We start from the raw sequence: 26915 nt of genomic DNA, 5'->3' as shown, positions 1-26915 counted from the left end.
ACGCGACGATGCCCGGTGAGCGAAGGCTCACCGGGCACCGTCATGCGTCAGATCAGCCGACGTTCACCGGCTCAGCATTCACCGGCTCGACGATACGATCCGCCGGTGCGACCTGCTTCGGCGTCCGGACCCGGGGAGCGGAGCCGTCCACCCGCGCAGCGCGAGCCCTGCGCGCCGACGGGCGACCGTGGGTCAGGTAGAGCGGGAGCCCGACGAACAGCAGGCCGCCGACGAGGTTGCCGACCACGGTGGGGATCTCGTTCCAGATCAGGTAGTCCATGATCGTGAAGTCGGCGCCGAGGAGCAGCCCGGAGGGGAACAGGAACATGTTCACGATCGAATGCTCGAAGCCCATGTAGAAGAACAGCATGATCGGCATCCACATCGCCACGATCTTCCCGAGCACGTTGTCGGAGATCATCGCCATGACGACGCCGGTGGACACCAGCCAGTTGCACAGCACACCGCGGATGAACAGGGTGAGCATCCCGGCAGCACCGTGATCGGCGTAGCCGACGGTCCGTCCGTGGCCGATCTCGCCGATCGCGAGTCCGACGGCACTGGGCTCGGTGGAGAACCCGTAGGTGAAGTACACCGCCATCAGGACGGCGACCATGAACGCGCCGCCGAAGTTGCCCAGGAAGACCAGGCCCCAGTTGCGGAGCATTCCGCCCACGGTCGCCCCTGGGCGCTTGTCGAGGAGCGCGAGCGGAGTGAGCGTGAAGACTCCGGTGAGCAGGTCGTATCCGAGCAGGTAGAGCATCACGAAGCCGACCGGGAAGAGCAGCGCACCCAGGAGTGGCTGGCCGGTATTGACTGAGACCGTGACCGCGAACGCGGCGGCGATCGTGAGGAGGGCGGCGCCCATGAACGAGCGGATCAACGTGTCCCGGGTCGACATCTGCAGCTTGTAGGCGCCGGCGTCGACCATGCGGGTCACGAGTTCCGCGGGCTTGACGTAGGACATGAGAGACCTCCAGAGGGACAGGGAGCCACGAGTTCGGCTGTGGTCAGCATGACTCAACGGCGTTTCCCGGAGGGACCAGGCGCGTTACGCCCGTGCACCGGGCGGCTCACAAACGCCTGCGAGGCGGTGTGAGCGTCGCTGCGGCTACGGAGCCGGCGTCTCCGCGGGAGTATCGGACGGAATCGGAGCGGGTGTCTCCACCGGAGTCTCGCTCGGGGTCGGGGCGATGCTCTGGGTGGGCTCCGGCTCGGGTGCGGTGACCTGGGCGTGCACGACCTGGCTGGCGATCACGCCGGCGATGAGGAGCCCGCCGGCGACACCGGCGACGATGTTGTCGCGTACGCGTCGGCGTTCCTGGCCCTGGTGCCACTCGCTGCGAGCCGTGTACAGACGGGCGCGTTCCGCTGCGGCGCGTGCCCGCTGATCGTTCTTCGAACCACGTCCGGCCATGCCGCTCACACCTCTCCCTGCACCCCCGCTGGGCGCCGCCTGCGAGCCTACCGCCGCGAACGTCGCAGACCCGCATTAGCCTGGGGGGATGACCTCCGCCGCCGCGCTGCTCTCCGGGCAGACACCTCTCGCCGTGCGGATGCGACCGGTCGCACTCGCAGAGGTCGCCGGACAGCAGCATCTCCTGCGCGCCGGGTCTCCGATCGTGGCCCTCGCCGACCCGGACGCGACGTCGCCCGGTGCTGTCTCGATCATCCTCTGGGGGCCGCCCGGCACTGGCAAGACGACCCTGGCGCAGGCGATCGCCCGGTCCTCGGGCCGCCGCTTCGTAGAACTCTCCGCCATCACAGCCGGGGTGAAGGACGTCCGTGAGGTGATGCAGGAGGCGATCACCCAGCGCGACCTCTACGGGCAGACGACGATCCTCTTCCTCGACGAGATCCACCGGTTCACGAAGGCTCAGCAGGACGCACTGCTGCCGGGCGTCGAGAACGGCTGGGTCATCCTGATCGCTGCCACCACCGAGAATCCGTCGTTCTCGGTGATCTCGCCGCTGCTGTCGCGTTCCCTGCTGCTCACTCTGCATGCACTCACCGACGACGACATCGGCATGCTCGTCGATCGCGCCGTCACCGACCCGCGAGGTCTGAACGGCACTGTCGCGCTCTCCGACGAGGCACGCGGAGCGCTCATCCGACTCGCATCCGGCGACGCGCGACGCGCACTCACGGGGCTCGAAGCGGGAGCGGCTGTGGCATTGTCACACGGCGTGGACGACACCGCTGACGCCGGGTCCGCGCCAGAAGTCACCGCCGACGACGTCGCGCAGGCGGTCGATCGCGCACTGCTGCGCTACGACCGGCAGGGCGACGAGCACTACGACGTCATCAGCGCGTTCATCAAGTCGATCCGCGGTTCCGATCCGGATGCCGCTCTGCACTATCTCGCCCGGATGATCGAGGCCGGTGAGGACCCTCGTTTCATCGCCCGCCGCCTCGTCATCTCGGCCTCGGAGGACGTCGGGCTCGCAGACCCGCAGGGACTCGTGATCGCTGTGGCAGCCGCCGATGCGGTGGCGTTCATCGGAATGCCGGAAGGGCGGATTCCCCTGGCGGAGGCGACGGTCTATCTCGCGACGACGGCGAAGTCGAACGCCGCATACAAGGGAATCGATGCGGCGATCGCCGACATCCGTTCCGGAGGCTTCGGCCGGGTGCCGCTTCATCTGCGCGATGCGCATTACCCGGGTGCGAAGAGGCTCGGACACGGCAAGGGCTATGTCTACTCGCACGACAGCGATTACGGCGTCGTGCCCCAGCAGTACCTTCCGGATGAGCTGGACGGACGCCGGTACTACGAGCCCAAAGAGCTCGGCGCCGAACGCGACATCTCCGCTCGACTCGAGAAGATCCGCCGGATCCTCGGCGACCGCTGACCCGCTGCTGAGGAGCGGTTCCCCGATCTGTTAGACTTGATCGGCTCGAAACACAGTTTTCGGGCATCCCCTCGCTCTTACTCACCTTCCTCCGTGCCCCGGCGTGCACCTGGAAGGGCCGGCGGGGGAGATACGTCCGTGAGTCGTGAAAGACGCGACCACGTCATCGGAAGGAAAACTTCGTGACCACGAAGTCCCAGGACCGCCGCAAGGTCCGCCTGTCCCGCGCGCTCGGTATCGCGCTCACCCCGAAGGCAGCCCGCTACCTCGAGAAGCGTCCCTACGCTCCGGGCGAGCACGGCCGCACCAAGCGCAAGGCTGACAGCGACTACGCCGTCCGTCTGCGCGAGAAGCAGCGTCTGCGCGAGCAGTACGGCATCCGCGAGAAGCAGATGCGCAATACGTTCAACGAGGCACGTCGTCAGGACGGCCTGACCGGTGAGAACCTGGTCGAGCTGCTCGAGATGCGTCTCGACGCTCTCGTCGTGCGTTCGGGCTTCGCCCGCACGACCGCGCAGGCTCGCCAGCTCGTCGTGCACCGTCACATCCTCGTCGATGGCCAGCTCGTCGACCGCCCGTCCTTCCGCGTGAAGCCGGGTCAGCTCATCCATGTCAAGGCCAAGAGCGAGGGCACCGAGCCCTTCCAGGTGGCAGCAGCCGGCGGTCACGCCGAGGTCCTGCCCCCGGTTCCGGGCTACCTCGAGGTCGAGCTCGACAAGCTCCAGGCTCGCCTGCTGCGTCGTCCGAAGCGCGTCGAGGTCCCCGTGACCTGCGAAGTGCAGCTCGTCGTCGAGTACTACGCAGCTCGCTGATCGAGTTCATTCACCAAGAGGCGTCGGGGCAACCCGACGCCTCTTGGCGTTTCCGCTTACGATGGAGGCACCGCGTCTCCGCGGACCAAGGGCAAGGATGACGACATGAAGACTGTGCTGTGGTTCCTCATCGGTGTGATCGGCGGATTCGTCGCCGCGCACTTCATGGACAAGGATCCCCGCGGCCACGACATCCTGGCCGATGTGGACGCGAGGATCAACGAGTTCACCGGCATCCTCGGCGACGCATATCGCGAGCAGCAGGCGCGGCTCACCGAGCCCGGCAACAACTGATCCAGCGCGCAGACGCGCGGCTTCTTCACCCTTCACGCAAGGACACTCACTACCCCTATGAATACTGCGGAGATCGCGCAGCGCTATCTCGATTTCTTCGAGAAGAACGACCACGTCATCGTCCCCTCGGCCTCTCTTGTCAGCGATGATCCGTCATTGCTGTTCACGGTTGCGGGAATGGTGCCGTTCATCCCGTATCTGACCGGCGTGGTGCCGGCACCGCATCCGCGGATCGCCGATGTGCAGAAGTGCATCCGCACCAACGACATCGAAGAGGTGGGCAAGACGGCCCGTCACGGGACGTTCTTCCAGATGATGGGGAACTGGTCGTTCGGCGACTACTTCAAAGAGGGCGCGATCCGCTACGCCTGGGAGCTGCTCACCAGTGCCGAGTCCGACGGCGGTTACGGCTTCGAGGAGAAGGATCTCTGGGTCACGGTCTACGAGACCGACGACGAGGCCGAGGCGATCTGGCGGGACATCATCGGTCTGAAGCCGGAGCGCATCCAGCGCCTCGGCCGTGCCGACAACTACTGGAACACCGGACAGCCCGGGCCCGGCGGTCCCGATTCGGAGATCTTCTTCGATCGTGGCCCCGCCTATGGCAAGGACGGCGGCCCCGCTGTTGATGACTCGCGGTTCCTGGAGATCTGGAACCTCGTCTTCATGCAGGACTTCATCGAGAACGTCCGCGGCAAGACAGAGTTCGACATCGTGGGGGAGCTGCCCCAGAAGAACATCGACACCGGAATGGGCCTGGAGCGCGTCGCGTTCCTCAAGCAGGGCGTCGAGAACATGTACGAGACGGATCAGGTGCGCCCGGTTCTCGACCGTGCCGTCGAACTCTCGGGTCGCCGCTACGGCGCGGTGCACGAAGACGACGTGCGCTTCCGCGTGATCGCCGACCACGTCCGCTCGTCGCTGATGCTGCTCTCCGACGGCGTACGGCCGTCCAACGAGGGCCGCGGCTACATCCTGCGGCGTCTGATGCGCCGCACCGTCCGCGCGATGAAGCTGCTCGGCGTGGACGAGCCCACCTTCCCGGAGCTGTTCACCGCGTCGCGCGATGCGATGCAGACGGCGTACCCGGTGCTCGCGAAGGAGTGGTCGACGCTGTCGGCTTCCGCCTTCGCCGAGGAGGAGACGTTCCGCCGCACGCTGGCACAGGGGTCGACGATTCTCGACCTCGCGCTGGATGAGACGAAGAAGGGCGGCGGAGCCACGCTCAGCGGCCCTGAGGCGTTCCTGCTGCACGACACTTACGGGTTCCCGATCGATCTCACACTCGAGGTCGCCGAAGAAGCCGGACTGTCCGTCGACCGCGCCGCGTTCGACTCGCTCATGCTGGAGCAGCGCACCCGCGCGAAGGAAGACGCGCGCAACCGCAAGCGCCAGCTGGCCGACGTCTCGGTCTACCGGGAGCTCCGCGGACTCGGCGAGACCGGGTTCGATGGCTATACCGAGCTCGAGGTCGAGTCCCGTATCCTCGGCATCCTCGTCGACGGCCAGCCCGTCCGCACCGCGAGTGAGGGACAGATCGCCGAGGTGGTGTTGTCCGAGACCACGCTCTACGCGGAGTCCGGCGGCCAGGTCGCCGACAAGGGCACCATCGTGGGTGCGGGCTTCGTGCTCGAGGTCCTCGACGTGCAGCGACCCGTCGCCGGTCTGATCAGCCACACGATCGAGGTGGCCAGCGGCAGCGTCTCGGTCGATGACGCCGCAACAACCGTGGTGGACGCCGCGAACCGTCGTGCCGCCCGACAGGCGCACTCCGCGACGCACCTCGTGCACGCGGCGCTCCGCGACACGCTCGGGCCGACGGCGACCCAGTCCGGCTCCTTGAACCGTGCCGGCTACATGCGGTTCGACTTCGCCTGGTCGCAGGCGCTGTCGGCCGACACGCGCACCGAGATCGAAGAGATCACGAACCGCGCTGTGCAGGACGCACTCGAGGTCACCACACGCATCATGTCGCTCGACGAGGCGAAGGAAGCCGGCGCCATGGCGCTGTTCGGCGAGAAGTACGGCGACCGTGTGCGGATGGTCGACATCGGCGGTCCCTGGTCGCGCGAACTGTGCGCGGGCACACACGTGAACACCAGCGCCGAGATCGGCATCGTCAGCGTCGTCGGAGAATCCTCAGTGGGCGCATCCAACCGCCGTATCGAGGCCCTGGTCGGTCAGGACGCGTTCCGCGAACTGGCCGCGGAACGCGCTCTCGTCTCGCAGCTCACCAGCGCCCTGAAGACGCCGCGTGACCAGCTCTCCGAGCGCATCGCAGACCTCGCGGCGAACCTCAAGGCAGCGGAGAAGCGCATCGCGCAGTTCGAGGCCAAGGAACGCGCAGGACAGATTCCGGCGATCGCCGAGGCCGCCGTGCGCGTCGGTGCACATCGGGTCGCGGCGTTGTCACTGGGCGAGATCGCCTCGGCGGACGACGTCCGCGAGCTCGCGCTCGGCGTGCGAGAGCGCCTCGGCGCGGATGCTGCTGTCGTCGCACTCGGCGGGATCGTGGCCGGACGCCCTGTCGTCGTCGTCGCGACGAACGACTCGGCACGCGCTGCCGGCGCGAAGGCCGGAGCGCTCGCGAAGCGTGCGGCCGGTGTGCTCGGCGGTGGCGGCGGCGGTCGTGACGACGTCGCGCAGGGCGGAGGCACTGACGTGTCGGCACTGGCGTCGGCGCTGGAGGCCATCAGCCAGGAGCTTCGCGGCGCGTGAGCGGTTTCCGACGGGGTGTGCGGCTCGGCATCGATGTCGGCAAGGCCCGAATCGGCGTCGCCCGCTGCGATCCGGACGGGATGCTCGCCTTTCCGATCGAGACGGTGCCCCGTGCCGAGACGTCGCTCGGCCGGATCGCGGAGCTCGCAGACGAGTACGAGCCCATCGAGTTCGTCGTCGGTCTGCCCGTGAACATGCAGGGTACTGACACACCGTCGACGGCAGATGCGCGGACTTTCGCTGCCGATCTGCAAGCCCGCACGAAGATCCCGGTGCGCTTGGTCGACGAACGGCTCAGCACTGTTACCGCACACGCGGCCCTGCGTTCTTCGGGCAGAACTCAGAAGAACTCTCGTAGCATTGTGGATCAGGTCGCTGCCGTGGTGCTTCTGCAGCAGGCGATCGACACGGAGAAGAGCACCGGAAACCCGGCCGGTGTGGCCGTCCCGCTTGACGAGGAGTCCGCCTGAACATGGCTGAACGCGAGAATCATCCCCCCCAGCATGATTCGGATGCCCGTCTGGGCGCCCTGTTCGGGAACCTTCCGGAGCCGACAGCGCAGCTGCCGACGGTCGACACCAGCGCCCCTGTGCCCGGTTCCCGCCGGGCGGCCAGAGAGGCCGCAGAACCGCGACAGGCATCGCCGATCCCGCCGGTCGTCTCTGAAGACCCGTTCGTGACGGCCACCGCCCCGGCGCCGGTGGCCGTGGCGGAGAAGCAGGGAGGGCGTCTCGAAGACCTTTTCGATGCCCATCACGACGACATCGATTCTCACGCACCCCCCAAGAAGCGACGCCGCGGATGTCTGATCGCATTGATCATCGTCCTCGTGATCGTGGGCGGCATCGCGGGCGCGGGCGTCTGGGCCTGGAACACCTACGGCGACAAGATCAGCGACGCCATGGGCTGGGGCGAGCCCAAGGACTGGGAGCCGGGCCTCGCGACCGGTGAGGTCTTCGTGACGATTCGTGAAGGAGACACCGGTCGCCCGGTGTCCACCGCCCTCCACGAGGCCGGCGTGACCAAGACGGAGGACGTCTTCTACGACTACCTCATCGAAGAGGCCATCGCCGTCACGTTCTACCCGGGGGTGTACCGCCTTCAGGAGAAGATGACCGCCGAGGCCGCTCTGGCAGCGCTTCGAGACGAAGCCAACAAGCTGGAGAACACGGCAAGCGTGATCGAGGGCAGCACGATCAAGGCGATGCTGCCGGGGATCGCGGAGAGCATCGGCATCCCGCTCGCAGATTTCGAAGCCGCCGTCGCCGACCCCTCCGCCTACGGAGTGACCGCGGAGTCTCTCGAAGGCTGGCTGTTCCCGGCCGTCTACACGTTCGACCCGGAGGTCACCGCCACCCAGGTGATCCAGCGGATGGTCGACCGCACCCGGGAATCGCTCACGAAGGCAGGGGTCCAGGCCGGAGACGAGCAGCGCGTGCTCACGATCGCCTCGATCATCCAGCGCGAGGGCAGCACCGCCGACTTCGACAAGGTGTCTCGGGTGATCGAGAATCGCCTCGAGGAAGGCAATCAGGAGACGCACGGGCTGCTGCAGATGGACTCGACCGCCCAGTACGGATACGGGCTTACACACGAGGGTCCCGTTTCCAGCTGGGACTGGAACGCCGTCGTCGGCGATCAGAACCCGTGGAACACGTACAAGCACGCGGGACTGCCCACCGGTCCGATCTCGGCCCCCAGCGATGCCGCCATCGACGCGGCTCAGAATCCCGCGGATGGGCCCTGGTTCTATTTCGTCACCGTCAATCTGGATACCGGCGAGACGGTCTTCTCCGCGACGTACGCGGAGCAGCAGCAGGCCGAGGCCCGGTACAAGCAGTGGTGCCAGGACAACCCTGACGGCGGCTGCTACTGATGCACGGCGCCTGACATGGTGGATCAGCGCCGTCTCGCCGTCTGGGGTGACCCGATCGCGCACTCGAAGTCGCCGGCGCTGCACGCCGCCGCCTATACGGTGCTCGGCCTGGACTGGGAGTACGGGCGCCGGCAGGTGACCGGAGACGCTTTCGCGGATGAGCTCGGCTCGCTGGATGAGTCGTGGCTCGGCCTCTCGTTGACGATGCCGCTCAAGGAGCATGCGTTCCGCGCGGCCGCGACGCACGACCGGCACGCGGAGATGACGGGAGCCATGAACACCCTGCTCCTGGGCGAGGAGCTGGCCGGGTTCAACACCGATGTCGGGGGCATCATCGATGCCCTGGCCGAGCGCAGCATCACCGAAGTCCGCACGGCGCGCATCCTCGGCGCCGGCGCCACTGCGGCCTCGGCGCTGGTCGCCGTCGCCGAGATCGGCGCCATCCGGGTGGACGTGCGCGCCCGCAGGCCCGAGCGCGCGGCCGGTCTCGTCGAGCTCGGAACGCGGCTGGGCATCGATGTCCAGGTCGCGCCGCTCGATGACGCAGCGGAAGCGGTCGACATCACCGTCGCGACCCTCCCCAGCGGGACGGTGCTCGCGGAGGAGTCGGCCGCGCGTCTCGCTCATGGCGGCGGCGCGCTGTTCGACGCCGCGTACGCACCGTGGCCGTCGGCGCTGGCGACAACGTGGGGGGATGGCGTCGTCGTCTCCGGCCTCGGGATGCTGCTGCACCAGGCGGTGCGGCAGATTCGCATCTTCCTGAATGGCGACCCCGCGCACGTGCTGCCGGATGAGCCGGCCGTCATAGCAGCGATGCGCGCGGCACTCGATCATCCGAGCTCGTAGCCCCGCCGCGGAACGACACGCGGACAGCATCCGGTCGGATCGCATGGGAGACTAGAGCAATGCTCCGCGTGCTCACGGCCGGCGAATCCCACGGCCCAGAACTCATTGCCGTCATGGAGGGTCTTCCCTCCGGCGTTCCGGTGACGGCCTCGGCCATCCAGGCCGATCTCGAGCGTCGCAAGCTCGGCTACGGCCGCGGCTCGCGCATGAAGTTCGAGCAGGACGAGCTCACGATCTCCGGCGGTGTACGCCACGGTAAGACGCTCGGCAGCCCGATCGCCCTGCGCATCGGCAACACGGAGTGGCCGAAGTGGGTCGAGGTCATGAGCCCCGAGCCGGTGGAGCTCACCGACAAGTCCCGTGGTCGTGGCGCTCCGCTGACGCGCCCGCGTCCCGGCCATGCCGACCTGGTCGGCATGCAGAAGTACGACTTCGATGAGGCACGCCCGATCCTCGAGCGCGCGAGTGCCAGAGAGACCGCCGCACGCGTGGCACTCGGCGCCATCGCCCGGTCCTTCCTGGGCGAACTCGGCATCCGCCTCGTCAGCCACACGCTCTCCATCGGTCCTGTGCAGGTGCCGGCCGGATCGGCGCTCCCTACGCCGGACGACGTCGATGCCCTGGACGCCGATCCGCTGCGCTGCTTCGACGCGGCCACCTCGGCCCTGATGGTCGCCGAGGTCGACGACGCCAAGAAGGAGGGCGACACACTCGGCGGCATCGTCGAGGTGCTCGCCTACGGCCTTCCGCCGGGACTCGGCTCGCACGTGCACTGGGACCGTCGCCTCGACGCGCGGCTGGCGCAGGCTCTGATGAGCATTCAGGCGATCAAGGGCGTCGAGGTCGGTGACGGCTTCGAGACCACCCGCCGCCGCGGCTCGGCAGCGCATGACGAACTCTTCGCGACGACCGACGGGATCACGCGCGGCTCTGACCGCGCCGGCGGCACCGAGGGCGGCATGTCGACCGGCACCGTGCTGCGCGTGCGCGCAGGCATGAAGCCGATCGCCACCGTTCCGCATTCGCTGCGCACCATCGACGTCGCAACCGGAGACGTCGCCACGGCGCACCACCAGCGCTCGGACGTGTGCGCAGTGCCCGCCGCCGGAGTCGTCGCCGAGGCGATGGTCGCGGTCGAGCTGGCCAACGCCGTCTTGGAGAAGTTCGGCGGCGACAGCATCCGCGAGACGCGGCGCAACCTCGACGGCTATCTCGCCGGCATCCCGGCAGAACTGCGCACTGCGCCGGCCTCCGAGGCAGCGCTCATCGCGTCTGATGTCGGAGACTGAGCCGCTCACGCTGGTCCTCGTCGGCCCGATGGCCGCGGGTAAGACCAGCATCGGCAGGCGGGTCGCTCGTCGGCTCGCTGTGCCGTTCATCGACACCGACAAGCGGATCGTGGCCGCGCACGGGCCCATCCCGGTGCTCTTCGCCGAACAGGGTGAAGCGCATTTCCGGGAGCTCGAGCGCGCCGCGGTGTCGGCGGCGCTCGATGAGGGCGGAGTGATCTCGCTGGGCGGCGGAGCGGTGACGGATGCGGGGACGAGGGAGCTTCTGCGCCCCCATCCCGTCGTCTTCCTCACGGTGTCGCCTGAGGCCGTCGCCGACCGGATCCGCGGCGGAAGCAGGCCGTTGCTCGCGGGAGACGACCCGCTTGAGCGCTGGACGAGGATCTTCGAGGAGCGCCGCGATTGGTACGACGAGGTGGCGAGCACAGTGTTCGACACCTCTCGTCGCCCGATGCAGCGCATTGCCGACGAGATCGTGACATGGAGAAGAGAGCAGCGATGAGCACGACGACCATCAGCGTCACCGGGAACGATCCCTACGAAATCACCATCGGACGCGGCATCCTCGATCGCGTATCGGCGGCGCTCGCGCCGACCGTGCGGAAGATCCTCGTCGTGCACCCGCCGACGCTCGCCGCCCGAGCCGCGGAACTCAGGGACCGGTTGCTCGCCGACGACGAGAACGGCCCCCGTGAGGTGCTCCTGGCCGAGATCCCCGACGCCGAACAGGGCAAGCGCATCGAGGTCGCCGCGTTCTGCTGGCAGGTCATGGGACAGTCTGACTTCACCCGCACCGACGCCGTCGTCGGTTTCGGCGGGGGAGCAGTGACCGACCTCGCCGGTTTCGTCGCCGCGACCTGGCTCCGCGGCGTGCAGCTCATCCAGGTGCCCACCACGGTGCTCGGACTCGTCGACGCATCGATCGGCGGCAAGACCGGTGTCAACACCGCTGAGGGGAAAAATCTCGTCGGCGCGTTCTGGGCACCGCGTGCAGTGATCGGCGATCTCGACGAACTCGCCAGCCTCAGCGAGAACGAGGCGACAGCGGGCTTCGCCGAGGTGGTCAAGGCCGGTTTCATCTGGGCTCCCGAGATCCTCGACATCGTCGAAGCCGATCCCCGGCGCGCAGTCGACACGAAGACCGAGGAGTTCCGGCGGGCGATCGAGCTGGCGGTCGACATGAAGGCGCGCGTCGTCTCCGAGGACTTCCGGGAGGCGGGCCAGCGCGAGATCCTCAACTACGGACACACGCTCGGCCACGCCATCGAGCACGCCGAGCGCTACCGGTGGCGCCACGGCGCAGCGATCTCGGTCGGGATGCTGTACGCCGCCGAACTCTCCCGGCTCGCGGGGCGTCTCTCCGATGACGCCGCGAACCGGCACCGCACCGTGCTCGAGTCGCTCGGTCTGCCGACGTCGTACCGGGCCGGTGCCTGGAAGCAGCTCCTCGCCACGATGCAGCGCGACAAGAAGAGCCGCGGCGGGATGCTCCGCTTCGTCCTGCTCGACGACATCGCGAAGCCCACGATCCTGCAGGCGCCGGATGAATCCCTGATGTTCGCGGCCTACCAGGAGGTCGGTGCGTGAGTTTCACCGTTCGTCGCGTCCGCGCTGACGAATGGGAGAAGGTGCGCGACCTGCGCCTGGATGCCGTGCGGGATCCGGCCGCCGCGATCGCGTTCCTGCATTCCTACACCGCCGAGGCTGCGCATCCGGACGAGTTCTGGCAGGAGCGTACCGCTGGCAACGCGGCCGGTGACTCGGTCGCCCAGTTCGTCGCGGAGGCGGAGGGGGAGTGGATCGGCACCGTCACGGTTCTCCGTTGGCGCCCGGGAGCGACCGACCATCATGCGCGTGCGGTGCTCGAAGCGCGTGGTGATGTGGTGGGCGTGTACGTGCGCCCCGGGCATCGCGGAGCCGGAACGGTCGATGCACTGCTCGATGCGGCGGCCGAGTGGGTGCGCGCCTTCGGCGACCCCGCGCTGACCCTCGACGTGCACGTGGACAATGCCCGCGCTCAGGGAGCGTATCGGCGCGCCGGATTCGTCGATACGGGTCTGCGTTTCACCGGTGTGATCGGCCCGGAACTGGAGATGCGACGCGCTCTCGATTGATCCGGCGCGGAGCGCTGGACTACGGAATGAGCCATCCCTCATAGACGGAGGCGGTGTCCGCCTGGCTGGCGGCGTCGTTCCAATGGATCAGCCACTGGCGGCGCACCTCGGTCGGTGGCCATGGCGTGTCTCTGAGCTCTGGCGGAATGAGCGGGTCGTCCCGGAGGGCGCGGTCGAGAGCGTCGGCGAGCCGGAGCTGCCGGACGAGCGCCGGCAACGACGCGTCATCGCGCTCGATCTCAGTGCCGAGCGCCGCGTATGCGTCGAGGGTCGGCGCCGCGTCCCATAGGGACGAAGCGATCTCTCTTGATCCGGTCAGGCCCCGAATCGCCAGCTGCTCGGCAACAGCGGTGACGAGGTACGGCGTGGCATCGGACGACAGGAGCCCTGTCAGGTCATGCGGGCTGGCGTAGAGCCCGGTCGAGATCGGGGCGGCTCCCAACCCGAGCAGGTCTCGACGCAACGAATCGCGAATCGCCCGCTCGCTCTCCGGTGCACTGATCGCCATGAGATGCCAGTGTCCGTTCCACGGCGCTCGCCCTGCGTCCTGTTCGAATGCGAGGTTGAGCCCGACTCGATCGCGATGCACGCGCCGTTGTCCCTCATCGGTCAAGAAGATCGCTCCTGAGCGTCCGCGTCCCCGCTGCTCGATGTCGCCGCTGCCGATGAGGCGTCGAAGTGCGAGGCGGACGGGCTGGTCATCGACCCCCAGCTGGTTGGCGGTGTCGTAGATGACGGCCAGGCTCACGTCGCCGTCGAGGGGGAGGAACGCCTCGATGATCGTACGAGGTGCGATCATCGAGTTCACGCGAGTACCGCCTTCTCCATGACGGTGTACCGTTCGAACCCGTAGACGTAACCGAGCAGTCCCAGGGAACCGGTATCGGTGGGCGAGAACCCTTGACGCCGGTACAGTTCCTCGGCGCGGACATTCGAGTCGATCACGGACAGCTGCACTGATCGCAACCGGCGCTGGCGTGCGGCCTCGACGGCAGCCGCGAGCAGCGCTGTTCCCGTCCCCTCACCGCGGCGCGCCGAATCGACGCAGATCCCGTCGAGAACCAGCGTGTGGTCTTTGCTGTTTCGTGCCAGCACGCTCAGGACGAGGGACGCACGAATGGCTTGCCAGGTCGGCAACAGGTGGCGAAGCAGCGCCCAGGACAGATTCGCGGGGCCGAGCCCCGTCTCGAAGAAGCCGCACACCCCGGTGATGACGCCCTCGGTGCGCGCAACGAGCATGCGGTCCGGACGCATTGCGGCCTGCACGACGCGTCTACCGTTGTCGTCGCTCGTGAATGCCGGACGGAGCTTCCGATGAAACGCCTCCCAGTAGAGCGCGCCGACTTCAGCACGTTCGTATTCTTGGAAGCCGAGGGCGATCTGGTGTGCCTGCATGGCACCAATCTATCATGTACGCTACGACCGTGCATAGAAAGACCCTTAAGCGACTCGCCCTTTCCATCGCCGTCGTCGCTGCGATCATCGTCGCGGCTGTCGGAGTTGCCGCCGTGGGGAATGACTATCGCTTCACACAGACCGCGGTGCAGATTCCGATGGGTGTCGGGCACCTCGAAGGGGTCCTGACGACGCCGCGACAAGGCGAGGCGAAAGGACTCGTCGTCGTGGTCCACGGCGACGCTGCAGTGGAGGCGACACAGGACGGCCTCTACTTCCCGTGGTTCGAAGGTGCAGCGGATGCGGGATGGGCCACGTTGTCGTGGAGCAAACCCGGGGTCGGAGGATCCAGCGGAAACTGGCTGGACCAATCCATGGATGACCGTGCGGCGGAAGTCAGCGCAGCGATCGACTGGGCGCTGGGAGAGCAGCAGGTGCCCACCGACCGCATAATTCTCTGGGGCGCGAGCCAAGCAGGCTGGGTGGTTCCGAAGGTCGTCGCCGAACGCGACGACATCGATGGCGTTGTCGCCGTGGGCACGGCGATCAACTGGCTGTCGCAGGGACGCTACAACCTCCTCGCCGAGCTTGATCGCCGAGGAGCGACGACGGCGGAGCGCGACCAGGCGATCGCAGAAAGTGATCGAGTGCGCGAACTGCTCGCAAGAGGCGCGAGCTACGACGAGTATCTGGCGGTCACGACGGAGCAGTCGCCGATGTCGGCCGATCGGTGGGCATTCGTCGGACGCAACGCGAAGGCCGATGCCACGGACGATCTTCGCGCGGCAGCCACGCGCGAGATCCCCGTTCTCCTCATGGTCGGCCTGCATGATCGGAACGTCGACGTCGGCGAGACCGAAAAGGTCTATCGTGACGTCTTCGGCACAGCGCTGACAGTGAAATCCTTCGACTCCGCGCATTCCATGGCGAGGCCCATCGTCGAAGACAACGCCGTCGTGGGCACGACCGTCGGGCTCCTCTGGCCTCGCGCGCTCCTCGCGCCGGACGTCATCGACGGGTACCGCGACTTCCTGCGAGAGATCGGCTGATAGTGTGCCGGACGTGACGATGCCCCACCGCCTGCTCCTGGTCAATGGCCCGAACCTCAACCTGCTCGGCACGCGTGAGCCCGAGGTCTACGGCACGGCCACCCTCGCCGATGTCGAACGACTCACGACGGATGCGGCGGCCGCGCTCGGATTCGAGGTGCGTGCCATCCAGAGCAACCACGAGGGCGTGCTCATCGACGCCATCCACGCGGCGCGCGAGGATTGCGCCGGAATCATCATCAATCCGGGCGGCCTCACGCACACGTCTGTTGCGCTGCGCGATGCGCTCACGGGTATCGGGCGCCCATTCGCAGAGGTGCACATCTCCGACGTGTACAAGCGCGAGGAGTTCCGGCATCACTCCTACCTGCATGACGTTGCAGCGGTGCGCGTGATCGGTCGGGGCGTCGACGGCTACGCGGATGCCGTGCGCGAACTGGTCGCTCAGCTGTAGAACCGCGGAACGCCAGGTCAGAACGGCGGGGGAGAGTTGCTCACGAAGCCGGTGGGCGTGGTGACTTCCACGGTGCGGTCGGGGCGGGTGCGGTAGACGGCTCGGGTGCGATGTCGGTGCTTGTGGTCTCGTGGGCAGAGCGGCCGGAGATCGTCGAGATTCGTCAGCCCGCCGTGCGCCCATGGCCTGTCGTGGTCGAGGTCGGCATCGACGGCGAGCCGGGAGCATCCGTCGCGGGAGCAGGTGCCGTGTTGGAGGATCAGCCAGTCCCGTTGCGCTCGTGTCGGACGGTATGTGCGGCGATCCATGTCGATGACCACGCCCTTGATCGGGTCGGTGATCACACGGTGGAACGTCGGGTTGTCGAGGAAGAGCTGTTTCGCGGTGAGGGGGTCGATGGCGTCGCCGCCGAGGACCGTGGCTTGTTCGACCGGAACCGGTTCGCCGGCGAGGAGCTGCACGGGCACGGTGATGAAGAGCTTCGTCTTCACTGCGGTCGCGGTGCCCTTGCCTGTGAGCCAGGAGATGAACAGATCGGCGCGGATCTGATCCCGCGTGCGCCCCTCGCGCTTGTCTTTCTGCATGTGCTTCGCCGTGGCGGTGAGGCGCCCCATCGCAGCGACGGCTTCATGGGTGGGCACCAGTGCTCCGAGCCACGACATGCCATCGCTGTCGGGCGTGCGAACGACTTTGCGGTCGGCCATCGCCCTGGTGTGACGACGCGCGGCCAGGTCTCCGCTGATCACGTCGATCAGTCTCTTCACCCGGCGGCGGAACACTTCCGGCGGGCAGGTGAGCACCCATTCGGCGGCAGCATGGTCGACCTTCGCGAACACCGCGGCCGCAGCATCCCGCACCTCTTCCGGGGCATCCACGGGCGGGACGACGAAGTGGAGCAGGGTGACCACCTGGCGGACGGCCGCCATCGAGGCGAACCCAGTGCGCGCCTGCGCCCACACCTCGGGGAGGTGCCGCATCGCCCACCGCGTGGTCGACTGCACCTCCCGCACCTGATCCTCAGACAGACGCAACCGCAGCGCGATGTCGAGCATCGCCGAACGCTCCGCCATCGCGGGATCCGCATCATGGGCGTAGATCTCGGGATGCCGGCGCGCCAAATCCAACGCCTCCACGATCCGTTCACCTCGCAGTGATGCCTGCCGGTTCACTTCGTTGTCCGTGCAGGTCAGATCGTCCAGCAGCACCGCGACGACATCGCCCGCCGTGCGCGGCATGGGGGTGAAGTCGTCGACGAGTTCCATGCCCCCATTCTAGAACAAAGCTTCGAAAGTGGCAACAGTTTGAACCGCTGATCGGGAGTAATTCCGAGGGGGACACCGACGAAGGAGCGTACGCACTCGCGGCCCACCCAGCCTCCGTTCCCGACGCGGAAACCCCGGATGACATCGAAAGAAGTCGGCCCCCGCACAGCCATCCCGTAGAATCGACTGTCGGTCCTTCCTGACCCGGTTGCAGGGCGACCCGCGGACAACCACACACGAACGGAACTCTCAGCGCATGGCATCTACCGCAGACATCAAGAACGGCGTCGTCCTCAGCATCGATGGACAGCTGTGGAACGTCATCGAGTTCCAGCACGTCAAGCCCGGAAAGGGCGGCGCGTTCGTCCGCACGAAGCTCAAGAACGTCATCTCAGGCAAGGTCGTCGACCGCACCTACAACGCCGGCGCGAAGATCGAGATCGAGAACGTCGACCGCCGCGACTTCACGTACCTGTACGCCGACGGCGACGGCTTCGTATTCATGGACACGTCGGACTACGACCAGATCACGGTACCCGGGCCGACTGTCGGCGACGCGAAGAACTTCCTGCTCGAGAACCAGCAGGTGACCATCGCGCTCAACAACGGCAACCCGCTCTACATCGACCTGCCGGCATCCGTCATCCTCGAGGTGACGTACACCGAGCCGGGCCTCCAGGGCGACCGCTCCTCGGCCGGCACCAAGCCCGCCACGGTCGAGACCGGCTACGAGATGCAGGTTCCGCTGTTCGTCGAGACCGGAACGAAGATCAAGGTCGACACCCGCACCGGTGACTACCTCGGTCGCGAGAAGTAAGGCGTGGGCGCTCGTACGAAGGCGCGCAAGCGCGCACTCGACATCCTCTTCTCCGCCGATGTCCGAGGCGACGACGTCGCCGTGGCTCTCGCCGCCGAAGCCAAGCGCGCTGTCAGCGAACCCGCCCGCGAGGGGTCGTGGCTGTACGCCCGCGAGGTCGTCGACGGCATCATCGACCACAGCGACGAGATCGACGAGCTGATCACCACGCACAGCCGTGACTGGAAGCTCGAGCGGATGCCCGCGGTTGACCGCGCGCTGCTGCGGATCGGCACCTGGGAGATCATCTACAACGCCGAGGTGCCCACCGCGGTCGCCATCGACGAGGCCGTCGAGCTCGCCAAAGAGTTCTCCACCGACGATTCCGGCGCCTTCGTGCACGGTGTGCTCGCCCGGGTGGCTCGCGCCGCCTGAGCGGACACCGCAATCCGGATGTCGGATGCGGTGGGGAGGATGAAACCATGTCCGCACCCCACGTCGATCTCCGAGATCTCCTGCGGATCACGGATGCCGGCGGCTACAAGCGCGGGCTCGCGTACTTCCGCGAGGGGAACGTGCTCCGGGTCGTCTGGGATGAAGAGACCCAGCAACTCGGTGCACAGGTGCGCGGAAGCCACGACACTCCGTACCGCACAGAGGTGCGTTTCTCACCGACCGGCGGCAAGAGGGCGATCCGATCGACGTCGTGCACCTGCCCGCTGCGCTCCGGGTGCAAGCACGTCGTGGCGACGCTGCTGTCGTCGAACACAGGGGCCGACGCGGACCGCGCTGCGGCGCTGACGGTACCGCCTTCGCAGCCTCCGCAGCCCTCCGCACCCGCCTGGAAGTCGCTCCTCGGCCGCACGGCGGTCGATCGAACCGTGCCTCTCGCCCTCGGCGTCGAGCTGCGTCACCGCGCGGCCAAAGGCGACAACCACTGGGCACCGCGTCCGGTGAGGTCCGCCACCGCGCGAGACGTCGCGAAGGCGGAAGGGGAGCTCCTCCTCGGCATCCGTCCGCTGATGCGGAGCAATTCGACCGGCGCCTGGATCCAAGGCCATGCCGCGTGGGACGTCGTGCGTCGTGATGCGATCCAGTTCGGTCGGACTCAGACCCGCTGGTTCGCCGACCTCCTCAGCATCGCCCGTGATTCGCTGCTCTCCGGAAACGCCGGTGAATGGCTGATCGTGGATCAGATCGAATCCAATCTGCTCTGGGCGCACCTTCGCGCAGGATCGGCCGCCGGTATCCGGCTGGTACCGAGCCTGAAGAGCACGACGGTGGCCATCGCCGATTCCGGGTCGATCTCCGCCCGCGTCACCCGCGCAGATGATGGCGGTCTCGCTGTCGACGCGGACATCGTCATCGACGGCAGTGAAGTTCCGTCAGCGACCGTGCACGCCATCGGGCACTCCGGCGTCTATGCGGCGACTGTGCGGGGGAGTCGCATCGAGGTCACTCTCGCCGAGGTCCCGCTCAGCGATCCGGTGCGTGCCCTGCTCGACGCAGCTGGGTCCATTCCCGTCCCGGCCGCCGACGAGGCGGCTTTCCTGCACGACGTGTATCCGGCGTTGGCGCGACGGGTGCGGGTTGAGGCGGTCGGAGCCGTGCAGTTGCCGGTCATGCCACTCCCGCAGCCGACGCTGGTCCTCTCGTTCCATCGCGGCGATGTGGTGAAGTTCTCCTTCGAGTGGACCTATGAGGGGCACGGCCGCGTACCGTTCGCTCCGTCGGCGGATGCGGTGCGCGACCAGACCCTCGAGATCGAACGCCGTCGCGTGCTCGAGACGCTCTGGCAGGAGCAGTACGGCGAGCCGTTCGCGGAATCAGGGTCCTTTGCAGACGTCGACGCTGCCGAATTCGTCACACACGTCGTACCGGGGCTCGAGGCGCACGGGGTTCTCGTCGTCGCAGACAAGCGCAAGACCTATCAGGAACTCACCGGTGATCCCGAGATCACCGTCTCGACGGTCGAGAGCACCGATCCGGACTGGTTCGACCTCGGTGTCATCGTCAAGATCGACGGACGCAATATTCCCTTCGGGCCGTTGTTCACCGCGCTCAGCAAAGGGAAGAAGAAGCTCCTGCTCGTCGACGGCAGCTATTTCTCGCTGAACCATCGAGCCCTCGACCAGCTGCGCGAACTGATCGACGAGGCAGCCGAGCTGAACGAGTGGGAGACCGGACCGCGGATCAGCCGCTATCAGACCGATCTCTGGGAGGAGTTCGAGGATCTCGCCGACGAGGCTCTTCCTGCCGTCAGCTGGCGTGCGACGGCGGACGGCCTGCGGGCGGCGACCGAGGTACCCCCGAGTCCACTCCCGAGCGGACTCCAGGCCGAACTGCGGCCGTACCAGAAGGCCGGGTTCGACTGGCTCGCCTTCCTCTGGCAGCACCGGCTCGGCGGGATCCTCGCCGACGACATGGGGCTCGGCAAGACGCTGCAGCTGCTGACACTCGTGCTGCATGCGCGCGAGTCGGGGGAGCGTCGCCCCTTCCTGGTCCTTGCTCCCACGTCGGTGCTCGCGACCTGGCACGCAGAGGCCGAACGATTCGCGCCGTCGCTGCGGGTGCGCATCCTGGAGAGCACGTCGGGCAAGCGCGACGACTCGCTCCGCGAGGCTGCGGCCGAAGCCGACCTCGTCGTGACGTCGTACACGCTTGCGCGGCTCGACGAGAGGGAGTTCTCCGACATCGAATGGGCCGGGCTCATTCTCGACGAGGCTCAGTTCGTGAAGAATCCGAAGACGAAGCTGCATCGCTCGATCGCCGGATTCCGAGCCGACGTGACCTATGCCGTCACCGGCACCCCGCTGGAGAACAGCCTCAGTGAGCTGTGGGCGCTGCTCAAGCTCGCGGCCCCCGGTCTGTTCGCGTCGGCGCGGAAGTTCCGCGAGGAGTACATCCAGCCGATCGAGAAGGGCAAAGTCCCGGAGAACGAAGAAGGCGGGGAGTACCGGCAGCGCCGGATCGAGCGGCTGCGCCGTCGCATCCGTCCGCTCATGCTGCGCCGCACCAAGGAACTCGTCGCACCCGATCTGCCGGAGAAGCAGGAGCAGCTGCTCGAGGTGGAACTGAGCCCAGCGCATCGCGCCCTCTACGACGTGGTGCTGCAGCGTGAGCGGCAGAAGGTGCTGGGGCTGCTGGCAGATCTCGATCGCAACCGCTTCATCGTCTTCCGCTCGCTCACGATGCTGCGGATGCTGAGTCTCGCGCCCGGTCTCGTCGACGAAGCCGACGCGAAACTGGGCTCGCAGAAACTGGACGTTCTCTTGGAACGGGTCATCGAGCTGCAGGCCGAGGGGCACCGCGCTCTGGTGTTCAGCCAGTTCACCTCGTTCCTCGCTCTCGCCGCCGCACGTCTGGAGCAGGCCGGAATCCCTTACGCCTACCTCGACGGTTCCACGCGCAAACGACAGCAGGTCATCGACGGGTTCCGGTCGGGAGAGCAGCCGGTGTTCCTGATCAGCTTGAAGTCCGGCGGGTTCGGGCTGACGCTGACCGAGGCCGACTACGTGTTCATGCTGGACCCGTGGTGGAATCCGGCAGCCGAGGCTCAGGCGATCGACCGTACGCACCGGATCGGCCAGACAAGGCCGGTGATGGTCTACCGGATGATCTCGAGCGGCACCATCGAGGAGAAGGTGCTGGCCCTGCAGCAGCGCAAGGCACGGCTGTTCACCGCCGTCATGGACAACGAAGCGCTGTTCGCGCAGACGCTGACGGCAGACGATATCCGCGGCCTGTTCGACTCCTGATTCGTGCAGCCGACGTGTTTCCGGCATGTGACGGGACGCTAACGCCGCGGCGCTGACCGGCGTGACATGGAAGTGACACAGCGGTAACTCGCGGTGCGGGGTGCCGAAACACGCGCTCCCTAGCATCGGTCTCGAGCCCCCCGGATGCCCCGCATCCGGTCGACCCCCGCTCGATCGCACCGCTCGTCCAACACAGGGAGCCCGCATGGTCAGCACTGAAACCTCGCACCCCATCGACACCTCCGGCATCGCAACAGCCTCCTCGACCACGCTCACGCGTCGGCCAGGGCGCTGGATCGACGGATTCGACCCCGAGAACACCGACTTCTGGGAGTCGGAAGGGCGCTCGATCGCCCGTCGCAACCTCGGCTGGTCGATCTTCGCCGAGTTCCTCGGCTTCATCGTCTGGCAACTGTGGAGCATCGTCGTCGTGATGCTCCCGGCAGCGGGCTTCGCCTTCACCAGCGCCGAGACGTTCTGGCTGATCTCGCTGCCGAGCCTCGTCGGCGCGACGCTCCGCTTCCCGTACACGTTCATGGTGCCGAAGTTCGGCGGGCGCAATTGGACGATCGTGTCGGCCGCGCTGCTGCTCATCCCCGCCATTCTGCTGAGTTTCGCCGTCGGCAACCCGGAGACGCCGTTCTGGGCGATGCTCGCGATCGCGGCCCTCGCAGGCTTCGGCGGCGGCAACTTCGCGAGCTCGATGGCGAACATCACCTACTTCTTCCCGCAGAAGGAGAAGGGGTGGGCGCTCGGCCTCAACGCCGCCGGCGGAAACCTCGGCACCTCCGTCGCTCAATTCGTCGTGCCGATCGTCGTCACCGCCGTCGCCGGTGTGACTCTCCTCCCGCTGGCCGGCTGGATCTGGGTGCCGCTGATCCTGATCGCGATCTGGGGCGCCTGGCGGTACATGGACAACCTGTCGTCCGCCAAGGCCGACTTCGCCGGCTCCGCCGCCGCCCTTCGCGAACCGCACCTGTGGCTGCTCGCTCTGCTCTACATCGGCACGTTCGGCTCGTTCATCGGGTTCGCGAGCGTGTTCCCGAAGCTGATCGCCGATCAGTTCCCCGAGTTCTCCGCGATTCAGATCGGGGCGGCCGGAGTGTCGCTCGCCTTCCTCGGCGCGCTCGTCGGCTCGCTGTTCCGTCCGCTCGGTGGTCGGCTCTCTGATCGCTTCGGCGGAGCGCGGGTGACGATCGGAGCATTTGCGGTCATGGCGGCCGGCGCCTTCGGAATCATCGGCGTTCTCGCGCTCAACGAGTTCTCTCTGTTCCTCGCCTGCTTCCTCGTGCTGTTCGCGGCCACCGGGATCGGCAACGGCGCGACGTATCGGATGATCCCCAGCGTGTTCCTCGCCCGCGCCGCAGCCACCGGCATGACCGACGTCGGAGCGACCCAGCGCAAGGCCGCAGCTGCCCTCGGACTGATCTCGGCGATCGGCGCCTACGGCGGGTTCGTGATCCCGCAGGTGCTGAACGCCTCGCAGCAGGCATCCGGCGGCTACCAGCCCGCCTTCGTGGGCTTCGGCATCGCCTACCTCCTGCTGCTGACGCTCACGGTAGTCATGTACGTGGTGCCCCGCGCATCGCTCGCCCAGCGTCAGGTCTGACCGTGACGGCGCCGGATGCAGCGCTGCGGGTGGTCGTGGTCGGATTCGGCCCGGTCGGCGCACGGTTCTGCGAGGAGCTGCTGCCCGGCGTGCGATCAGGGAGCATCGAACTCACCGTCGTCGGTGCGGAGTCGGAGGCTCCGTACAACCGGGTCCTCATCGCCGAGGTGGCGGTCGGACATGCCGAGTTCGACGACATCGTGCTGCACGACCCGGCCGAGATCGTCGAGGCGGGAGCCCGGGTCCTTTCCAGCACCCGGGTCGTCCGCATCGACCGAGAGCAGCACGAGGTCGAACTCTCCACCGGTGAACTGCTGTCGTACGACCGGCTCGTCCTCGCGACAGGCGCGCGATCGAACATCCCGACGCTCGTCGGCGTCGAACGCCGGGCATACGACGCCGCAGCACTGGCACGTGCGGGGGCCGGCGTGATCGGAGCCGACCCCGCACTGCCGGAGGGCGTGACGGTGCTGCGCGACCTGGCGGATGCCGACCGGATCGGGTCGGCCATCCGGTCCGGCGCCCGCATCGTCGTCCTCGGCGCCGGGGTGCTCGGCCTGGAGTTCGCCCTCCTCGCCGCCCGCGCCGGGGCGCAGGTCTGCGTCGTGCATCACGGTCCCACCCCGATGCCGCGCAACCTCGACCGCGGTGCCGGTGCGGTGCTCGCCAGAAGTCTGCGCGAGGCAGGTGTCGCCGTGCTCGCGCACAGCGTCGCCGAGTCCGTCGCCTTCCATGCGGAGGAGGCCGGTGTCCGCCGCTTCGACGCACTCGTCACCGCCGATGGAAACTATGTGCGCGGCGATCTGCTCGTGATGTCGTGCGGCGTCGGCGCGAGGGCAGAACTCGCCACCGCGGCGGGGCTCCGCACCGCGGCCGGCGTCGTGGTCGACAGCTCACTGCGCTCGTGGACCGATCCCGATGTCTACGCGATCGGTGACTGCGCGCATGTCGTCGATCCGGAGCTCGTCCGCGATGCGGGGGACCGCCTGCCCGGCGCGCCGTCCGGACTCATCGGACCGGGCTGGCGCCAGGCCGAATGGCTGGCCGCGCAGCTCAGTGCGGAAGCCGACGGTGGATCCTTCCAGGACGGTCCGCCGGTGGAGCGCCCGGCGGTCGTCATGCTGAAGGGTGAAGGCGTCGACGTGGTCGCGGTCGGCGACGTCAGCATCGAACTCTGGGACACCCCGCCCTACGGGGAGTCCGGACCGCATCGGCACGTGGCGCAATGGGCTGATCCGCAGCATGGCCGCTACGTGAAGATGGTCTCGCGAGACGGAGTCCTCGAGGCGTTCGCCAGTGTGGGGATGCCGCGCACGGCCGCCGAGCTGACAGTGCTCTACGAGCGCGGCGGCGAGCTTCCCTCCGACCGCTCGCTCCTGCTGCGTCTCGACGGCCCCGATGACGACCCGAGCACAGGTGGCGACGCATTCGCGCCGACCGCGACCGTCTGCTGGTGCAACGGCGTCACCGTCGAGCGTGTGGAGGCCTCCGTCCACGCAGGGAACGCCACGGTCGCCTGCGTCGGCAAGGACACCCGCGCCGGCACGGGATGCGGCGGCTGCAAGGGCCGTCTGGCCGAGCTCATCGAGCGCTTCGATTCGCCGCTTCTGGCGCCGTCCGCATGACCGCCGGCGTCGAGACCCACTGCCCGTACTGCGCTCTGCAGTGCGCGATGACGCTCCTGCCGAAGCTGCCGGGAGCGCCGGATCACGATCCTCGTCTGACCGTCGAAGGTCGCGCCTTCCCGACGAACAGGGGAGGCCTCTGCAAGAAGGGCTGGACGTCGTCGACCCTGCTCGACGCGGCCGACCGCGTCATGCAGCCCCTCGTCCGCAACGACGACGGCGAGCTGCGGCCCGCGACCTGGGACGACGCCCTCGATCTCGTCGCCGAGACGCTCCGCCGCGTCCGCGCACAGCATGGCGCCGACGCCAACGGAGTGTTCGGCGGCGGCGGCCTCACCAATGAGAAGGCCTACCAGCTCGGCAAATTCGCCCGCATCGCGCTCGGCACCTCGCGCATCGACTACAACGGCCGCTTCTGCATGTCTTCTGCGGCCGCGGCATCGAATCGCGCGTTCGGAGCCGATCGCGGCTTGCCGTTCCCGTTGACCGATCTCGACGCCGCGCACACCGTCCTGCTGCTGGGGTCGAACGTGGCCGAGACGATGCCGCCGTTCCTGTCGCACATCGAGGGGGCGCGCGCGGCCGGCGGGCTGATCGTCGTGGATCCGCGCCGCAGTTCCACCGCACGTCTGACGGACGACGACCAGGGGATCCACGTCGCTCCGGCCCCCGGCACCGATCTCCCGCTGCTGCTCGGGCTGATCCACATCGTCATCTCCGAGCGGCTCCACGACGCCGAGTACATCCACGACCGAACGGTCGGCTTCGCCGCGCTCCGTCGCTCTGTCGCCGGCTGGTGGCCGGAGCGGGTGCAGCAGGTGACAGGTGTGCCGGTCCCCGTGCTGCGACAGGTGGCACGTCGGCTCAGTTCGGGACTGCCCACTTACATCCTGACCGGTCGCGGCGTGGAGCAGCATGTCAACGGCACCGACACCGCCACGGCCGCCATCAACCTGGCGCTCATCCTGGGCCTGCCCGGTAAGCCGGACTCGGGATACGGCACGCTCACGGGACAGGGGAACGGTCAGGGCGGTCGCGAGCACGGCCAGAAGTCCGATCAGCTGCCCGGCTACCGCAAGATCACAGACCCAGAGGCGCGGGCACACGTGGCGGCGGTGTGGGGTGTGCATCCGGACGACCTCCCAGGACCCGGGCTGCCGGCGGTGCAACTGCTGGCCTCCATCGGTTCTTCTGAGGGCATCCGCACGCTCCTCGTGCACGGATCGAACCTGTCTGTCTCGGCGCCGAATGCCGGAGACGTCCGTGAACGGCTACGCAGTCTCGAACTGCTCGTCGTCTGCGACTTCTTCCTCTCCGAAACCGCCAGGCTCGCCGACGTCGTGCTCCCGGTCACGCAGTGGGCCGAGGAGGAAGGGACCATGACGAGCCTCGAAGGGCGCGTCATCCGGCGCCGGAAGGCGATCGATCCGCCCTCCGGAGCGCGCAGCGAACTGTGGATCATGGCCGAGCTCGCCAGACGGCTGGAGGCACCTGGACGCTTCGACCTGAACCCGGCGGATGTCTTCGACGAGCTCGCCCGCGCATCAGCCGGCGGCATCGCGGACTACTCCGGCCTGAACCATGCACTGCTCGACGAGGGAATCGCGGCGTACTGGCCGTATCCGGTCGGCTCCGTCGGCACCCCGAGGCCGTTCGAGAACCGCTTCGCGCATCCCGACGGCCTGGCCAGGATCGTCGCCGTCTCGGTCGCGCGCCCTGCCGAGTCCGCGGCGACCGGAGACGAGCTCACGCTCATCACCGGCCGACTCCTCGAGCACTACCAGTCCGGCGCTCAGACGCGCCGCGTGCCGGAGCTGATGGCCGCGCGCCCACGGCTCGAGGCGACGCTGCACCCGGCGACGGCCGCCGATCGCGGTCTGGCGGACGGCGACGACATCGAGGTGTCCAACGCCCGCGGCGTGGTCCGCGCACGGGTGACGACGACCACCGGCATCCGCCCTGACACGGTGTTCCTGCCGTTCCACTTCCCTGACGAGCACAGCGCGAACCTCCTCACCAGCGACGCCACCGACCCGCTGTCGTCGATGCCGGAGTTCAAGAGGGCGGTCGTGCGGATTCACGCCGCCATCGACGGCGCACCCTGATCCCGGCTCGGTCTCCGCGGTCGCACAGAGAGGCCTGGGTAGAATCGAGCGGTCCACTTCA

The 26915-nt window shown here is 67.7% G+C and carries 24 protein-coding genes; 19 read left to right on the top strand and 5 right to left on the bottom strand.

The genetic code is table 11. The features are described from left to right. Positions 1 to 52: 52 nt before the first annotated feature. Complete coding sequence (locus MRBLWH12_RS05200) at positions 53 to 967, bottom strand: formate/nitrite transporter family protein (RefSeq protein WP_363546853.1); 915 nt, start codon at positions 965 to 967, stop codon at positions 53 to 55. Positions 968 to 1111: 144 nt separating this feature from the next. Continuing rightward, positions 1112 to 1417 carry a hypothetical protein gene (locus tag MRBLWH12_RS05195; RefSeq protein WP_341974712.1) on the bottom strand — a complete coding sequence of 102 codons (306 nt, stop codon included), beginning with the start codon at positions 1415 to 1417 and terminating at the stop codon, positions 1112 to 1114. Positions 1418 to 1505: 88 nt separating this feature from the next. On the opposite strand from MRBLWH12_RS05195, the gene MRBLWH12_RS05190 reads away from it, so the two are divergent. From MRBLWH12_RS05190 to MRBLWH12_RS05140, 11 genes are all read left to right on the top strand, one after another. Next, a complete protein-coding gene (locus MRBLWH12_RS05190; protein WP_363546849.1) occupies positions 1506 to 2852 on the top strand; it encodes a replication-associated recombination protein A in 1347 nt (448 codons plus the stop codon). Positions 2853 to 3034: 182 nt separating this feature from the next. Continuing rightward, positions 3035 to 3664 carry a 30S ribosomal protein S4 gene (gene rpsD / locus MRBLWH12_RS05185; RefSeq protein WP_341974715.1) on the top strand — a complete coding sequence of 210 codons (630 nt, stop codon included), beginning with the start codon at positions 3035 to 3037 and terminating at the stop codon, positions 3662 to 3664. Positions 3665 to 3769: 105 nt separating this feature from the next. Next, positions 3770 to 3958: a hypothetical protein gene (locus MRBLWH12_RS05180; protein ID WP_102192160.1), complete on the top strand. Its 189-nt coding sequence runs from the start codon at positions 3770 to 3772 to the stop codon at positions 3956 to 3958. A 57-nt stretch (positions 3959 to 4015) separates the two neighbouring features. Then, the gene (alaS, locus tag MRBLWH12_RS05175; protein WP_363546845.1) at positions 4016 to 6676 is read left to right on the top strand and encodes an alanine--tRNA ligase; all 2661 of its coding nucleotides are present in this window, start codon (positions 4016 to 4018) and stop codon (positions 6674 to 6676) included. Further along, positions 6673 to 7146, top strand: coding sequence for a Holliday junction resolvase RuvX (gene ruvX / locus MRBLWH12_RS05170; protein ID WP_363546841.1), 474 nt, complete (start codon positions 6673 to 6675; stop codon positions 7144 to 7146). The genes alaS and ruvX overlap by 4 nt, the downstream gene beginning before the upstream one ends. 2 nt (positions 7147 to 7148) lie before the next feature. Beyond that, entirely contained in the window at positions 7149 to 8552 is a 1404-nt protein-coding gene (gene mltG, locus MRBLWH12_RS05165) for an endolytic transglycosylase MltG (RefSeq protein WP_363546838.1), read from the top strand. 15 nt (positions 8553 to 8567) lie between these two features. Beyond that, positions 8568 to 9398: a shikimate dehydrogenase gene (locus MRBLWH12_RS05160; RefSeq protein WP_363546835.1), complete on the top strand. Its 831-nt coding sequence runs from the start codon at positions 8568 to 8570 to the stop codon at positions 9396 to 9398. A gap of 59 nt (positions 9399 to 9457) precedes the next feature. After that, positions 9458 to 10687, top strand: coding sequence for a chorismate synthase (gene aroC, locus MRBLWH12_RS05155; RefSeq protein WP_363546832.1), 1230 nt, complete (start codon positions 9458 to 9460; stop codon positions 10685 to 10687). Beyond that, on the top strand, positions 10674 to 11189 hold the full coding sequence (locus MRBLWH12_RS05150; protein ID WP_363546829.1) for a shikimate kinase: 516 nt from the start codon (positions 10674 to 10676) through the stop codon (positions 11187 to 11189). The genes aroC and MRBLWH12_RS05150 overlap by 14 nt, the downstream gene beginning before the upstream one ends. After that, on the top strand, positions 11186 to 12274 hold the full coding sequence (gene aroB, locus MRBLWH12_RS05145) for a 3-dehydroquinate synthase (RefSeq protein WP_363546826.1): 1089 nt from the start codon (positions 11186 to 11188) through the stop codon (positions 12272 to 12274). The genes MRBLWH12_RS05150 and aroB overlap by 4 nt, the downstream gene beginning before the upstream one ends. Further along, entirely contained in the window at positions 12271 to 12801 is a 531-nt protein-coding gene (locus MRBLWH12_RS05140; RefSeq protein ID WP_363546823.1) for a GNAT family N-acetyltransferase, read from the top strand. Before aroB ends, MRBLWH12_RS05140 begins: the two co-directional genes overlap by 4 nt. A gap of 19 nt (positions 12802 to 12820) precedes the next feature. Here the strand turns inward: MRBLWH12_RS05140 and MRBLWH12_RS05135 are convergent, their stop codons facing one another. Continuing rightward, a complete protein-coding gene (locus MRBLWH12_RS05135; protein WP_363546820.1) occupies positions 12821 to 13600 on the bottom strand; it encodes a PaaX family transcriptional regulator in 780 nt (259 codons plus the stop codon). A gap of 5 nt (positions 13601 to 13605) precedes the next feature. Then, positions 13606 to 14196, bottom strand: a complete 591-nt coding sequence (locus MRBLWH12_RS05130) for a GNAT family N-acetyltransferase (RefSeq protein ID WP_363546817.1) — start codon at positions 14194 to 14196, stop codon at positions 13606 to 13608. Between the two features lie 29 nt (positions 14197 to 14225). On the opposite strand from MRBLWH12_RS05130, the gene MRBLWH12_RS05125 reads away from it, so the two are divergent. Both MRBLWH12_RS05125 and aroQ read left to right on the top strand, forming a co-directional pair. Further along, positions 14226 to 15245 (top strand): alpha/beta hydrolase family protein, encoded by a 1020-nt coding sequence (locus tag MRBLWH12_RS05125; protein WP_363546814.1) that lies wholly within the window; start codon positions 14226 to 14228, stop codon positions 15243 to 15245. A 19-nt stretch (positions 15246 to 15264) separates the two neighbouring features. Beyond that, positions 15265 to 15699 (top strand): type II 3-dehydroquinate dehydratase, encoded by a 435-nt coding sequence (gene aroQ, locus MRBLWH12_RS05120; RefSeq protein ID WP_341978422.1) that lies wholly within the window; start codon positions 15265 to 15267, stop codon positions 15697 to 15699. 17 nt (positions 15700 to 15716) lie between these two features. Here aroQ and MRBLWH12_RS05115 read toward each other — a convergent pair whose 3' ends face one another. Further along, entirely contained in the window at positions 15717 to 16961 is a 1245-nt protein-coding gene (locus MRBLWH12_RS05115; RefSeq protein ID WP_363546812.1) for an HNH endonuclease signature motif containing protein, read from the bottom strand. A 256-nt stretch (positions 16962 to 17217) separates the two neighbouring features. On the opposite strand from MRBLWH12_RS05115, the gene efp reads away from it, so the two are divergent. The 6 genes from efp to MRBLWH12_RS05085 all read left to right on the top strand — a co-directional run bounded on the left by efp (position 17218) and on the right by MRBLWH12_RS05085 (position 26854). Next, a complete protein-coding gene (gene efp, locus MRBLWH12_RS05110; RefSeq protein WP_341974740.1) occupies positions 17218 to 17778 on the top strand; it encodes an elongation factor P in 561 nt (186 codons plus the stop codon). A gap of 3 nt (positions 17779 to 17781) precedes the next feature. After that, entirely contained in the window at positions 17782 to 18192 is a 411-nt protein-coding gene (nusB, locus tag MRBLWH12_RS05105) for a transcription antitermination factor NusB (protein WP_341974742.1), read from the top strand. Positions 18193 to 18239: 47 nt separating this feature from the next. Beyond that, positions 18240 to 21515: a DEAD/DEAH box helicase gene (locus MRBLWH12_RS05100; RefSeq protein ID WP_363546808.1), complete on the top strand. Its 3276-nt coding sequence runs from the start codon at positions 18240 to 18242 to the stop codon at positions 21513 to 21515. A gap of 205 nt (positions 21516 to 21720) precedes the next feature. Then, on the top strand, positions 21721 to 23124 hold the full coding sequence (locus tag MRBLWH12_RS05095) for an MFS transporter (RefSeq protein WP_363546805.1): 1404 nt from the start codon (positions 21721 to 21723) through the stop codon (positions 23122 to 23124). A 2-nt stretch (positions 23125 to 23126) separates the two neighbouring features. Next, positions 23127 to 24749, top strand: a complete 1623-nt coding sequence (locus tag MRBLWH12_RS05090) for an FAD-dependent oxidoreductase (RefSeq protein ID WP_363546802.1) — start codon at positions 23127 to 23129, stop codon at positions 24747 to 24749. Then, a complete protein-coding gene (locus MRBLWH12_RS05085; RefSeq protein ID WP_363546799.1) occupies positions 24746 to 26854 on the top strand; it encodes a molybdopterin oxidoreductase family protein in 2109 nt (702 codons plus the stop codon). The genes MRBLWH12_RS05090 and MRBLWH12_RS05085 overlap by 4 nt, the downstream gene beginning before the upstream one ends. The last annotated feature ends 61 nt before the right edge of the window (positions 26855 to 26915 follow it).

It is taken from the genome of Microbacterium sp. LWH12-1.2 (genome assembly GCF_040675825.1).
Lineage (GTDB): Bacteria > Actinomycetota > Actinomycetes > Actinomycetales > Microbacteriaceae > Microbacterium.
Note: the sequence above shows the minus strand (reverse complement) of the source record. Positions and strands in the feature narration are given on the sequence as shown.